Raw genomic sequence first — 13,839 nt, 5'->3', positions numbered from 1 at the left:
AGGAGGATATTATGGATCTAACAAATAAAACTTATATCGTATCGGGTGCAACAACTTATCTCGGTAGAGAGGTTGCGCTGGAATTGGCGACAAAAAATGCAAACATTATTCTAGCCGGCTTGGATTATAGCGAGCTAGAAGATGTAAAAGCAACACTCAGCGATACTACTGGCGAACATGAAATTGTTTTATTGGAACAGTCTAAAGAAATTGATTGGCTGGACGTTGTCCAAAAAATTGAGGATAGCTATGAATCGCTAAATGGTATTATTCTAGTTCATTCAATCTTTACGGATGACAAAACAGTCTACAATGTTAGTTTTAATGAATTTAGTGAGGTCATGTATGAACATGTTTGGGGAACGTACCTCGGTATTAGAACCATGAGACCATTACTTAAAATTGAAAATGACGCAAAAATCATCAATGTCATTGAACCTTCATTTGAAGAAGTTTTCGAAAGAAACCTGTACTACACAGTTACAGGCGCAATTGAAGCTCTGACACATTCAACAGCAATTGAACTGAGTCGTGAAGATGTAGATGTTTATGCTCTAAGCTATCGCCCAACCTATAAGACAACGGAAGAAGAGCGTGCCAACCAAAAAGCAATTAAGAAAATTAAAGCAATTATCGACCACGATAAAGATATTCCAACAGGAGAAACGATCATTATCTCTTAAGATTAGCTTTATTTTAATAATCACACTTATATCTTTTAAGAGTAAGTGTGATTTTTCGTATTACGATGAGTTGGCTAGGAAAAACACGTCAGGCTATGTATAATTGCTAACAAGACTAAAAACGATAGTGATTTAAGTACGAATTTATGATGAGGAGCTTAATATGGAATTTAAAAAGTTATACTTATTATTGATATCAGGCCTTATATTATTACTTGCAGCTTGTAATGATAATGCTGAAGAAACAGCACCATCTGAAGAATCTGCAGCGGAAACTGAAGACACAGAAAGTGAAGTAGCAGAATCAGAAGAAGAACAAGAGGAAGAAGCGAGCTCTCCGGAGCACATCGCATACAAAAACTTTTTCAAGATTAAAAGTAGTACAGATGAAGACGATGATGACTTTACTCAAATTGATAACGATGTAGAATTACCGAAGAGTTCAGACCAAGTCGTTGTCTTCGACTTATCTGCAGCGTCCACTTTTGCAGCACTTGATTTAGAAGGAAATATCACCGGCATTCAAAAAGGGGAAGAAGGGGAACATTTAAACGAAGAATTGAGTGATATCTTCGGATCAGACGATCATGTGAATGTAGGTACTGAAGATGAAATTGATTATGGGGCAGTTGAAGAATTAGACCCAGAAGTGATTGTTATAGGTGAAGATGAGTCCTATTCAGCTGTAATCAGACAACTGGAAGAAGCAGCACCGAATGCTGAAATTATCAGTGTCGATAAAGATAGCACGACTTATGTGGAAAACATTATAGAATTTACTAGCTTCCTCGGAGAGATGTATGGTGTTGAAGACCATGCAGAAAATTTAGTCGATGACTTAAATACAAATCTGACTGAGCTTAAAGAACGTGTGCTTGATTTAGAGGAAAATCTACTCTATTTTGAAGTGAATGATGAGGACTTAACTATTGATGAAACAAGTGGCATCAATGATTTTCTTTTCAGTGAAGTTGGTTTTAATCGCGTACTTGAACCGGTATCAAATGAGAATAGTCAAGTAGAACCAAATGCTGATTTCGGTTTCTCGTCCATTTCTAGTTTAAACCCAGGTATTATTTTAGCCCTAAACACAAACGGAGAAAAAGATATTGAAACAGTGACTGAGGAAATTTTAACAAATGAATTGCTCACTAACATTAATGCAGTCATCAATGAAAATGTCTATGTTATATCTGAAGACAACTGGGACGAAGAACCAGCAGGCTACTTAGACATTATGAATCAAATTGAGGACTTATCCGGTATGTTGGATTCAATAGAAGAAAGTAATAATGATGAGTGATATGTAGTAAAAGCCCGTTCGTATAACGAACGGGCTGCTTTTAGATTATACAATTAGCATTTATTCAAGATGATCGCCAATGATTCTAACTTCTCTGTTTAAAGTGACTCCGTATTTCTCATTTACAGTATCTTGAACAAATTCAATGAGTGCTTCGTAGTCGCTAGCTGTACCATTATCGACATTGACCATAAAGCCTGCGTGCTTTTTAGAGACTTCAACGCCACCAATACGATGGCCTTGTAGGCCAGCATCTTGGATGAGCTTCCCTGCAAAATTACCTGGTGGTCTTTGGAATACACTACCACAAGATGGATATTCTAAAGGTTGCTTTGTTTCTCGGCGTTCAGTTAAGTCATCCATGATCGCTTTAATATTTTCAGTATCCTTGTCTTTTTTTAATTTAAAGACAGCTGATACTACAACTAGATGTTCTGTCTGTACTCGACTTGTGCGGTAACCAAGATCTAATTCATCTGGGCTCAGCGTGATGATTTCACCCGCTTCATTAATTGCTTTAATATGGCTGAGGCAGTCTTTGACTTCCCCACCGTAAGCACCAGCATTCATATAGACAGCACCACCGACTGAACCGGGGATACCACATGCAAACTCTAAGCCAGATAAGCCATGCTGGAGTGCCATATGCGAAGCATCAATAATAGCAGCACCGCCATCTGCTGTTAAAGTGTCGCCTTCTACAGTAATGTTATTTAACTTTAAAAGGTTAACGACGATGCCACGGATGCCACCATCTCGAATAATAATATTCGATCCATTGCCTAAATAGGTCACCGGTAAATGGTTTTCATTTGCGAATTTGATGACTTTTGCAGTATCTTCTATATTACCGACCGAAATGTATATATCTGCCGGGCCACCGGTTTCTGTATATGTGTATTTATTTAAGGGTTCATCGCTTTTAACAATTGACGATGTCACTATGTTTTTAAGCGCTAAGACAAGCTTTTCTTTATCCACTATAATTATCCTCTCATTCATGCTTAACAATTATTATAGTGTATAATTAGAAAAAATTAAACTCACATATATGTTATACTATATCGTGTTATAAAAAGAAATCTACCTGAAGCGGGGTTCGTATATGTCTTTGAAAACGCTGATAAAAGGTTCGCTTATCATGGCACTATTATTTTTAAGTGCCTGTGGATCAAGTCTAGATGAAGATATTAAAACATATGAAAGTGATGCGGAGCGCCTAATAGAATTAAATAGTGAGTTTAATGATTTGGTCAATGATATGGATTTCGACCGAGTGGAGCGAATGTATTTTGAAGAAGAAGAAACAGATTTGGCATTTATTCAAGATTTAATCAATCGAGTCGATAAAGAACTAGTCCCATTAGCCGATAGCCTTGGACATGAAGTCGAATCAATCCAAGTCGAAAACCCTGAAGTTCAAGAAATTCATAATATTATGCTTGAAGATGTGCAAGTGAAGAGGGATTTTACAGCTCAAATCACTTCATTTCTAAACGCTTATGCGAGTTCGATTGACTCAAATGAACAACTTGTCACATTAAGCCAATCTTTTATCACGCACCAAGAGGAACGAGATAACCTTATAGAAGCAGCGGATTCAAGTGAAGAAATAGAAGAAATGAACACTTTGATTGATGTTTTAAATAAAAACAGTGAAGCACTAGATGAGCAAATAACGAACTTTCAAAGTAAAGAGAGTGTGGAAGAAAAAGAGCAGTTTGCCAAAGAAGATTTGCTACCTTTAATAGATCAGCATATTGAAGAAATAAATGCTCTAAATTTGACGACTTCAACTGCAACTCGGGCACGGACGATTTCGCTTGAGATGAATTACAATTATCGAACTTATTTTGAAGAAAGAAAAAATGTAATGGTATCCGTTGAGCAGCTACAGGAGCTTTCTTTAGAAAATCTTTTATCCCAGTTAGATACAGCATCAACACTTGATAGTCAGTTTGAAGAAGCGTTAAACAATAAAAAAAATGAGGCACCTTAAGTGCCTCATTTTCTATTTTGGTCTTCGTCAATATTTTTACCTGTTTGTATGTTGTGTAACGGATGATTTGGATCCTTTTCAACTTTTGAAATCATTACATTTCTTAAGATGACAGTAATCAACCAAAAGGCAAATACAGCCAGTAAAATATATGACATCGTACTATTATTTTGAAAGTCTAAGAAAAACAACACGACAACAATAAATAGAATCGCATTGATTGAGTCAAGAAAAGTCCATCGCTTTAATTTTCTAGTCATATGTATACAGCCTCCAATACATTTGCATTATACCATACTGCTATAGTCAATTTGATTAATTTTTAAATAAGTGATAAATTATATAAAGTCAATGAAAGGTGTGGTTATATGTTAACAAAAATCACCAACATAGATGCATTTCAAAACTTATTAAATGACAAGCATGAGTTCTATTTTTTAAAACACAGTAATACGTGTCCTATTTCTTCCTCAGCATTTGATGAATTTCAGAAATTTCATTACGAAAGAGATATGGATGGTCACTACTTAGTGGTACAAGATCACCGTGAGCTATCAAATTATATTGCTGAAACATTTGAAATTAAACATGAATCCCCACAAGCCTTCTACTTTGTAGATGGAAAAGTAAAGTGGCATGATTCACATGGTAAAATCACTTTGGCTACACTTAGTAGCGTAGAAGATTAAAAAATCACCCCTGTAGTTGAACTTCTAAGTTCTAAGCTGGGGTGATTTTGTTTGGTTTAAAAAGTATTCTATCCTATCGGTGCGAACATCACTCGGTTTTGACCGAGTTTTTTTGCTTCAAATAGGGCGCTCTCAGCTTCTTTTACGAGGTCTCTCTTCGTTGCAAGGGCAGCTTCTTTATAACCCACACCGACTGAAACCGTGACATCGACGGTGTCAATTTCATTGATGTGAAACTTAGAATACTCAACACTGTTTCTAATTGCTTCACCAAGTCTGACGGTTTTATCGAAGTTGATGTTGGGTATGACCATGGCAAATTCTTCACCACTGTTTCTAAAGAGCTGTCCGCCTGTCGGGACGTAATTTTGAAGTAGTGAAGCTAACTGTTTGATGATCTTGTCCCCGGAGTCATAGCTATGCTTATCGTTGTAGCGTTTAAAGTTATCGATATCAATTAAAAGTAGACTCAGAGATTCGTCGTTTTCAAAATGTTCATCAACTAATCTGTCTAATGACTTCACATTACCTAATTGAGTGAGATGGTCGATAAATTCATCATCATCGATACGCTTATTTAACTGATAGATTTGGTTGATATCTTCATACATAATATGTGCTGTAAAGATAATGACAGATGTTGCTACGAGTAGTATTATCCCTGTCATAAATGATATATTGTAAAAGAGCTGATTAATCACAATGGCATACAAAGATGTAAAGATTAAGTTCACAATAACTAGCTTCGTATGTGTAATCTTTTGGAAAAAAGGTGCAGCCATTAAAAATATTAAGTAGAGTATACTGAATACAATAAATGGCCCCAAGCTCAGTTCGAATATATAAAAGTAAAAGAAAAACACAATCAATGCTGAAACTAAACCATATATAAACGAATTATATGCTCCGAGTAAAAGGAGTGGAATAAAATAGAGTGCAATTTCGCCGTCAGCCGTCGAGAACGGTACGAGCATGGTCAATACCGCTAAAGTCGTCATGAGCAAGGTTTGGAATAAACCTGTTTCGACGATTTTCTTTTCTTCAAAGAATTGTATTCTATAAAAGAGGTAGATTCCACTGATAATCAGTGCGATATTTAACAGAAAATCTATGAACATGTCGGACCTCCTTTAGACTCTTATACTTTCTTATATTATACTCGTTTAGGATGTGTGAAGAAAGTGAATTTGTTTATATGGAAAGAATGATATATACATATATACCGAATATGGTATATTTAATGGGATTAAAAAATCGGGTGAGTATATGAATACATTATTTCTACTGTGTATATCCTTTGTGATATCACTAATACTGGTGCCGGTCTTTATTTATTTAGCGAAAAGGTTTGGCTTTGTCGATTACCCAAACTATCGTAAAGTACATAAAGTACCGATGCCTTATCTTGGCGGTGTGGCAATTCTTGTAAGTTTTACAATCGTCACTCTTTTTGCCCAGCCTGCAGAAATTGAATATAAACCAATAATAATCGGCGCGACAATACTTTGTTTCGTCGGTCTAGTAGATGATAAATACGATCTTAAGCCATTCGTAAAGTTTATTGGTCAACTGGTCGCTATTAGTGTACCGATTTATTACGGGATTATTATTGATACGATTACACCATTTGGTATAGAAATTAACTTCGGTGTGCTTTCAGTTCTCGTGACAGTCATTTGGTTAGCGGCCATTATTAATGCGATCAATTTGGTGGATGGTTTAGATGGTCTCGCGACAGGTGTCGTTATTATCGCCTTAGCGAGCATCGCAGTCATTACTATTTTCCAGTCAAATATATTTGTCATGATGATTTGTATTATTTTAATCGGCTCTCTACTCGGTTTTTTACCGTACAACTTCCATCCAGCAAAAATATTTTTAGGTGACAATGGTGCCATGATGCTCGGTTATATCGTGGGTGTGTTATCAATAATTGGCTTTAAAAACATAACCTTTATTTCACTGTTTTTCCCAATTATTATTCTCGGTGTGCCATTTATTGATATGTTCTTTGCAGTGATTAGACGATACCGAGAAGGTGTATCCGTCATGCGCGCAGATAAAAACCACCTGCACCATAGGGTGAGGCACCTCGGTTTTTCTCATAGAGAGAGTGTCGTATTGATTTACTTTATAGCACTCTTATTTGCGATCGGTGGTGTAGTAATGTACTTGGCAACTGTACCAGGTGCCATTATCATCGGGATATTACTACTATTGACAACGAATTTAGTCGTAGAGGCTACAAACCTAATTGGTTCGAATAAGCGGCCGATGTTAAATTTCTTCAAGAAAGTATTCGACCGCATTCCATAGTTAAATTACTTCTTCAGCAATAACTGGATCATCTTTCTTAGCGATATAGTTATTACTCGTGATTTCTTTTAAGGTGTCGATAATCTGATCGGCACCTTCTTCTTTTATGTGAATCAAATAGTGAACCTTATCGGTATAGTCCTGAGAGACTATGGTCGCATCTGTATTTCCTAGGTAATGTTCGAATTTTGCTGTATAGGTATAATCTAAGGTGACGTTGATAGGCGTCATTGGAATTTCCATGACCTTACCGCTCTCTTTAACTGCTAAAGAAGTCCCGCTAGAATATGCTCTAATCAATCCACCGCTACCGAGTTTAATACCTCCAAAATAACGTGTGACAACGACAGTAACGTTGTATAATTCTTCATTTTTCAAAACTTCTAACATTGGCACACCTGCCGTACCCTGTGGCTCACCATCATCATCAGCTCTTTGGATTAAAGCACTTTTGCCAATGATATAGGCACTGCAATTATGTGTAGCTGATTTATGTTCTTGTTTAACTTCGTTTATGAAAGCTTTCGCTTCATCCTCAGTTTCAGTTCTCTTGATATGACTAATAAAACGTGATTTTTTTATGATTTCTTCTGTTGATAAATTCTTGTGATTCATGTATTTTTGTTCCAATGAAAAACACCTCTTAAAAATAGTTTATCATAGCATGCATATGTAGTAGAATAAGTATCGAGATGAATTGGAGGAGACGCATATGAAAGTGGCTGTAGTTGTTGATTCGACTAGTTATTTACCCACCAATATTTTAGAAAAGTATGATATATACACCATTCCTTTGAATGTGATTACCAATGATGAAGTATATAAAGAAAATGAAATAGATAATAGCTGGTATTACGAGCAAATGGCTGGGAGTGATGAATTGCCAACCACTAGTCAGCCATCTATTGGAGATTATATTTTGCTACTTGAATCTTTATATAGAGATGGCTATACAGATGTGCTGAGTTTCCACCTTTCTAAAGAGATATCTGGAACCTACCAAAGTGCGATTTCCGCATCAACTAGTGTTGAAGACATTAACGTTCATGTTGTGGACTCTCAACTATCATGCGCACCCTTAGGGTTCTTGGCTTTATATGCTGCTCAAAATAAGAATGTGAAACCCCTTGAAGCCTTGCTTGATGATTTAGAAGATATGAGGCAAAAAGAAAATTTAAATGCTTACTTCCTTGTAGATAATTTAACAAATCTACAAAAGGGTGGTCGACTATCAAATGCCCAGGCAATGATTGGTGGTTTATTAAAAATTAAGCCAATCCTTGAATTTATTGATGGTAAGATTGTGGCCGTTGAAAAAATTAGAACGCAGAAAAAGGCGATGTCTAAAATTGAGGCTAAGTTAGCAGAAGATTTTCAAGTACACAAAGGTAAAAAAATCACAGCATGTTTAATCCATGCCAATGCACCAAGCTTGGCTGAATCTTATATAGAAGAACTTCGGGAAAAGTTTGAAGATGTTACATTTATTCTACAAGAATTTGGCCCTGTAATTGGTACGCATTTAGGCGAAGGTGCCATTGGAATAGGCTATACTGTATACGATATCGATGTTTCTGACTTTTAATTAAATCTATTATTAACGCAGCTTATTTAAGCTGCTTTTTTTATTGGAGGCAAAATGATACTAAAGCATGGCGGAGAAAAAATATTGTTTGAAGCAGGTGTTAAGAATCATACGTGTTGTCGTTGTGGTAATCAAAATAAGTCCTTATTCTATACCTATTATTCACATTACGATCAGTGTAGTGTGACTTACTGTATGCACTGCATTATTCTAGGTCGTTCAGATTCAGTGACACCTTTATATGGTATGGAGACTAAACGTTTTAAGGAAGAAATTGATTATCATTTAGATTTTCAGTTGAATGACATTCAAATTCAAGCGAGTGATCGTATCGTTTCAGCCATTCATAATCATAGCAATTTACTTTTGTATGCAGTCACAGGAGCAGGTAAAACAGAAATTACCTTCGAAGGTATTAAAATAGCAAGGCGTAAAGGTTTGAACGTTGCCTTTGTGTCCCCGAGGATTGATGTTGTTAAAGAGGTATATTTGAGGCTTACAGATGCATTTAAACACACACGTATTGATTTGATGTATAGCGAGGTAAAAAATGTGTTGAGTCATGCCTTTACAGTGTGCACAGTTCACCAACTTATGAACTACATTCAACACTATGATGTGATTATTGTCGATGAAGTAGATGCTTTTCCCTTGGCTGATGAACCACTTTTAATGTCGATAATTTTAAGAGCCTTATCAGCTAACGGATCATTGATATTAATGACTGCGACACCAACTAGAGAGATGATTAAGTTAACTGGAAAGGATAATGTCGTAACGATAGCTAGAAGATATCACGGTCATGACCTCGCGATTCCGAAGGTGTACTACCATGCGGTAGACACTTATATTGAGAAACATAAAACATCACCAGTGCTTGATCAATTGGTTGGTAAAATTATAGCACAGGATCGTAAAGTACTTATTTTTTTACCAGAAATCAAAATGTTAGAGCAGCTTGGTCAGTTAATGAAAGATAAGTTTCCCGACTTACAAGCAGTTTACAGTGGAGATCGTTACCGCTATGAGAAAGTACAGCTCATGCGTGACAATAAAATAAAAGTACTTTTAACAACCACTATTTTAGAGCGTGGAGTCACCTTTCCTAATTTAGATGTGATTGTAGTCAATGCGCACCGCTTTGATAGTGCTGGACTCATTCAAATTTGTGGGAGAGTTGGAAGAAAGCCAAAAGATCCCTTGGGAAATATCTGGTTTTTATCGGAAAGTAATACGAGAAGTATTCATCAAACAATCAAGAAAATTAAAGCCTTCAATAAAGGTCGTGCTAAGTTATGATCTGCCTATACTGTCATCAAAGAATAACTAATGAACCTACTGTGATTTCCTTATTCGTAAAGTCAGAGCCACTCTGTCAAAGTTGTCGGGATTCACTAGAGGAAAAGTTTTTTGGACCGAGGTGTGGCCGATGTCATCAGGTAGTACAAGTGGAAATTGATATATGTGAGGACTGTCAGCTTCTTATCAATAGGTATCCACACGTAAATCAAATTACTGTAATAACGGATTACAACGACGCTGTGAAGATGTTGTTACATCGTTACAAGTTTTTAAAGGACCAGGCGATGGCAATGATAATGAAGTATTTAAGTGATTTTAATTTTAAGAATTATGATCTGGTCGTTCCGATACCCATTTCATCAGCACGTTTAAAGGAGCGAACTTATAATCAGGTGACAGAAATGCTTAAGGTAATGAAGGTTGATTATCAACTTATACTAGAAACCTCTAAGAAAAATCGTCAATCAGATCTCAGTCGAGCGGCGCGTTTAAATAAAGAAAATCCATTTTTCTTAAATGAAAATGTTAAAGACTATGACTTTTCGGGTATGAGTGTTCTCATAGTAGATGATATTTATACAACAGGGGTTACAGTACATCAGGCGGCAGATGTCATCTCAAATCTTAATTTTCAGAAAATAGATGTGTTAACGTTTTCAAAAGCGCAACACATTTGGTATAATGAGATTAAGAAGAAAGGTAACATATAAGGAGGGCTCATCATGATTAGAGTTGAAATTAGAGGAGAGAACATTGAAGTAACAGATGCAATCCGCGAACATGTGGAAGACAAAGTTGCAAAACTTGAACGTTACTTCAACGATGTACCAAACACTCATGCTCACGTAAATATCAAGGTTCGTAATAATAAGCGTGGTAAGGTTGAAATTACGATTCCTATGAAAGATTTAACGTTGCGTGCAGAAGAAGTACACGATGATCTCTATGCAGCGGTAGATTTAGTAATCGATAAGCTGGAAAGACAGATCCGCAAGCACAAAACAAAAATCAACCGTAAGTTCAGAGAGAAGAACCCAGAATTAGAATTCTTTAATGCCGCGGCATTTGAGAATGGACAAGAACAAGAAGGAAATAATGACAATGACGACGAGATTGCGATCTATCGTTCTAAAGAATTTACATTGAAACCAATGGATTCTGAAGAAGCAGTTTTACAGATGAACATGCTCGGCCATGATTTCTTTGTCTTTAATGATAGAGAAACAGATGGTACTAGTATCGTTTATCGTAGAAAAGATGGTAAATACGGACTAATAGAAACAAATTAAACGAATATAATAATTTGCCCCTGTGAGCTGTTATAGCCCAGGGGCTTTTTGATGGTTCATATTTTATTTTTATATATAATAGTGGTAAAATGTAACGTTGTATATAGGAATTTTTTTGAGGGAGAGAGTAAATCCATGGGTGTTTTAAATAAGATGTTTGACGGCAACAAGAAAGAGCTCAAAACATTACGTAAAGAAGCTCAAAAGGTGTTGGCATTAGCACCTGAAATGGAAAAATTAAGCGATGACGCACTTAAAGAAAAAACTGCAAGCTTTAAAAATCAATTAGCAGCTGCAGATGGAGATATAAAAAAAGAGAATAAGATATTAGATGATATATTAACAGAAGCATTTGCTGTTGTTAGAGAAGCGGCGAAACGTGCTTTAGGAATGGAACCATTCGAAGTCCAAATTATGGGGGGGATTGCCCTTCATAAAGGTGATATTGCAGAGATGAAAACCGGTGAAGGTAAAACATTAACTGCAACGATGCCAGTGTACTTAAACGCACTCGCAGGTCGTGGTGTTCATGTTATTACAGTCAACGAGTACCTTTCAGAAAGTCAGATGGAAGAATTATCACCCCTATATAACTTCCTTGGCATGTCCGTTGGTTTGAACTTAAATCAAAAAAATAGTAATGAGAAAAGAGAAGCTTTCAGAGCAGATATTACTTATACAACAAACAACGAACTGGGTTTTGACTATTTAAGAGACAACATGGTGACATATAAACAGGACCGTGTCTTACGTGGCTTAAACTTTGCAGTTATCGATGAGGTTGACTCGATTTTAATTGATGAAGCAAGAACACCACTCATCATATCTGGTAAGGCCAAAGACCGTGAAACGTATTATGTCCAAGCAAACCAGTTTGTAAAAATGTTAAAAGAAGAAGAGGATTACACATACGACATTAAGACAAGAAACATTCAGCTTAATGAGTCTGGTATGGAGAAAGCAGAGAAATGGTTTAAGCTTGATAATCTATACGATGTTAAGCATGTAAATTTACTCCATCATATCAACCAAGCCTTAAAAGCCAATTTCTCTATGGAAAGAGATGTAGACTATGTTGTCGATCAAGAAGGTATTTTAATCGTAGATCAGTTTACAGGACGTACGATGAAAGGGCGTCGCTTTTCAGACGGTCTTCACCAGGCTATTGAAGCAAAAGAAGGCATGGATATACAAAATGAATCTCGGACGATGGCATCCATTACCTTCCAGAACTTCTTTAGACTTTTCAATAAATTGTCTGGTATGACAGGTACTGCGAAAACGGAAGAAGAAGAGTTCATGAATATCTACAATATGCGAGTGACTCAAATTCCGACAAATAAACCTGTCCAACGTATCGATAATACAGATAGAATTTATGCGGCAGAAGAAATCAAGCTAAAAGCTGTCGTTAATGATGTCATTGAGCGTCATAAAAAAGGGCAACCTATCCTTATCGGTACTGTTGCAGTTGAAACCAGTGAATTGATTTCAAATCTACTGAAAAAACACGGCATCCGTCACAATGTCTTAAATGCGAAAAACCATGGCCGTGAAGCAGAGATCATTAAAGAAGCAGGTAAAAAAGGTGCTGTAACAATAGCAACAAACATGGCTGGTCGTGGGACAGATATCAAGCTCGGTGACGGTGTTAAAGAACTCGGTGGTCTAGCTGTAATTGGTACAGAACGTCATGAGTCACGTCGGATTGATGATCAGTTAAGAGGGCGTTCTGGACGTCAGGGTGACGTCGGTGAAAGTACCTTCTACCTATCACTGGAAGATGATCTAATGAGACGGTTTGGTTCTGAAAGAATTCAGGGCATGATGGAACGCATGGGTATGAGTGAAGAAGAACTAACAAGTAAGATGATTTCTAGAGGCGTAGAGTCCTCACAAAAACGTGTGGAAGGAAACAACTTTGACGCACGTAAAAAGTTACTGGAATACGATGAGGTTTTACGTAAGCAACGTGAAATTATTTATAATGAGCGTGATGAAATTATAGATAAAGACGACGTTTCAGATCTTTTGTATGACATGATTGATCGTTCAGTAGAACGTACTGTAGAGTTTTACGATTTAGATAATGAAGAAGACGTTGACTACGAGCAGTATAAGAACACACTCGTTGATCTCTACTTACCAGAAGAAGAAATCTCTGTAGAAGACATCAAAGGTAAGGACCCGGAATCAATATACGCGTTCATTATGGCTAAGGTAAAAGACCAACTTAAAGAAAAAGAAGAAACTTTAGGTGAAGAAAAAATGCGTTTGTTTGAACGTATGATGATGCTTCGTACAATGGACCAAAAATGGGTGGAGCATATCGATAGTATGGATCAGCTTAGAACTGGAATCCACTTGCGCTCATATGGACAAATTAATCCGTTAAGAGAGTATCAAAATGAAGGGATTCAAATGTTTGAAAACTTGCTTGTGAATATCGAAGATGACACATCTAAGTTTGTACTGAAGACAGTGGTTCACACAGATGAAGAAATGAAACGTGAGCAAGTCTTGGATAAAAAACAAATGCATGCTGGTGACGGTAAACAGAAAGTTAAAAAGCAACCCATTAAAAAGCAAGTAAAAGTGGGTAGAAATGACCCTTGCCCATGTGGATCAGGTAAGAAGTATAAAAACTGTCACGGACAAGCATAAGGAGATAAT

Annotated in this window: 14 protein-coding genes; 10 read left to right on the top strand and 4 right to left on the bottom strand. The window is 36.6% G+C overall.

Going from position 1 to position 13,839, the window contains the following annotated elements:
• Positions 1-11: 11 nt before the first annotated feature.
• Together JEM45_RS05295 and JEM45_RS05290 are read left to right on the top strand one after the other, a co-directional pair.
• Entirely contained in the window at positions 12-683 is a 672-nt protein-coding gene (locus JEM45_RS05295; RefSeq protein ID WP_026867684.1) for an SDR family oxidoreductase, read from the top strand.
• Positions 684-846: 163 nt separating this feature from the next.
• Positions 847-1,986 carry an ABC transporter substrate-binding protein gene (locus tag JEM45_RS05290; RefSeq protein WP_026867683.1) on the top strand — a complete coding sequence of 380 codons (1,140 nt, stop codon included), beginning with the start codon at positions 847-849 and terminating at the stop codon, positions 1,984-1,986.
• A 60-nt stretch (positions 1,987-2,046) separates the two neighbouring features.
• On the opposite strand, the gene murB is transcribed toward JEM45_RS05290, so the two are convergent.
• On the bottom strand, positions 2,047-2,970 hold the full coding sequence (murB, locus tag JEM45_RS05285) for a UDP-N-acetylmuramate dehydrogenase (RefSeq protein ID WP_235678953.1): 924 nt from the start codon (positions 2,968-2,970) through the stop codon (positions 2,047-2,049).
• Positions 2,971-3,091: 121 nt separating this feature from the next.
• On the opposite strand from murB, the gene JEM45_RS05280 reads away from it, so the two are divergent.
• Positions 3,092-3,985 (top strand): EMYY motif lipoprotein, encoded by an 894-nt coding sequence (locus JEM45_RS05280; RefSeq protein WP_026867681.1) that lies wholly within the window; start codon positions 3,092-3,094, stop codon positions 3,983-3,985.
• 5 nt (positions 3,986-3,990) lie between these two features.
• On the opposite strand, the gene JEM45_RS05275 is transcribed toward JEM45_RS05280, so the two are convergent.
• Positions 3,991-4,245, bottom strand: a complete 255-nt coding sequence (locus JEM45_RS05275) for a hypothetical protein (protein ID WP_035857355.1) — start codon at positions 4,243-4,245, stop codon at positions 3,991-3,993.
• Positions 4,246-4,353: 108 nt separating this feature from the next.
• On the opposite strand from JEM45_RS05275, the gene ytxJ reads away from it, so the two are divergent.
• Positions 4,354-4,674, top strand: a complete 321-nt coding sequence (gene ytxJ / locus JEM45_RS05270) for a bacillithiol system redox-active protein YtxJ (RefSeq protein ID WP_198687939.1) — start codon at positions 4,354-4,356, stop codon at positions 4,672-4,674.
• Positions 4,675-4,742: 68 nt separating this feature from the next.
• On the opposite strand, the gene JEM45_RS05265 is transcribed toward ytxJ, so the two are convergent.
• Positions 4,743-5,792: a GGDEF domain-containing protein gene (locus JEM45_RS05265; RefSeq protein WP_198687938.1), complete on the bottom strand. Its 1,050-nt coding sequence runs from the start codon at positions 5,790-5,792 to the stop codon at positions 4,743-4,745.
• A 148-nt stretch (positions 5,793-5,940) separates the two neighbouring features.
• Here JEM45_RS05265 and JEM45_RS05260 point away from each other — a divergent pair, with 148 nt between their 5' ends.
• Positions 5,941-6,990, top strand: a complete 1,050-nt coding sequence (locus JEM45_RS05260) for a glycosyltransferase family 4 protein (RefSeq protein WP_026867678.1) — start codon at positions 5,941-5,943, stop codon at positions 6,988-6,990.
• Here JEM45_RS05260 and JEM45_RS05255 read toward each other — a convergent pair whose 3' ends face one another.
• A complete protein-coding gene (locus JEM45_RS05255) occupies positions 6,991-7,605 on the bottom strand; it encodes a YigZ family protein (RefSeq protein WP_051220597.1) in 615 nt (204 codons plus the stop codon).
• A gap of 97 nt (positions 7,606-7,702) precedes the next feature.
• Here JEM45_RS05255 and JEM45_RS05250 point away from each other — a divergent pair, with 97 nt between their 5' ends.
• The 5 genes from JEM45_RS05250 (at position 7,703) to secA (ending at position 13,830) form a co-directional block, all read left to right on the top strand.
• The gene (locus JEM45_RS05250) at positions 7,703-8,575 is read left to right on the top strand and encodes a DegV family protein (RefSeq protein WP_198687937.1); all 873 of its coding nucleotides are present in this window, start codon (positions 7,703-7,705) and stop codon (positions 8,573-8,575) included.
• Positions 8,576-8,629: 54 nt separating this feature from the next.
• Entirely contained in the window at positions 8,630-9,874 is a 1,245-nt protein-coding gene (locus tag JEM45_RS05245) for a DEAD/DEAH box helicase family protein (RefSeq protein WP_198687936.1), read from the top strand.
• 149 nt (positions 9,875-10,023) lie between these two features.
• Positions 10,024-10,587 carry a ComF family protein gene (locus JEM45_RS05240; RefSeq protein WP_169515941.1) on the top strand — a complete coding sequence of 188 codons (564 nt, stop codon included), beginning with the start codon at positions 10,024-10,026 and terminating at the stop codon, positions 10,585-10,587.
• 12 nt (positions 10,588-10,599) lie between these two features.
• A complete protein-coding gene (gene hpf, locus JEM45_RS05235; protein ID WP_026867674.1) occupies positions 10,600-11,166 on the top strand; it encodes a ribosome hibernation-promoting factor, HPF/YfiA family in 567 nt (188 codons plus the stop codon).
• 135 nt (positions 11,167-11,301) lie between these two features.
• Positions 11,302-13,830, top strand: a complete 2,529-nt coding sequence (gene secA / locus JEM45_RS05230) for a preprotein translocase subunit SecA (protein WP_026867673.1) — start codon at positions 11,302-11,304, stop codon at positions 13,828-13,830.
• Positions 13,831-13,839: the final 9 nt, after the last annotated feature.

The organism is Jeotgalicoccus sp. ATCC 8456 (assembly GCF_016313225.1).
Lineage (GTDB): Bacteria > Bacillota > Bacilli > Staphylococcales > Salinicoccaceae > Jeotgalicoccus > Jeotgalicoccus marinus.
Note: the sequence above shows the minus strand (reverse complement) of the source record. Positions and strands in the feature narration are given on the sequence as shown.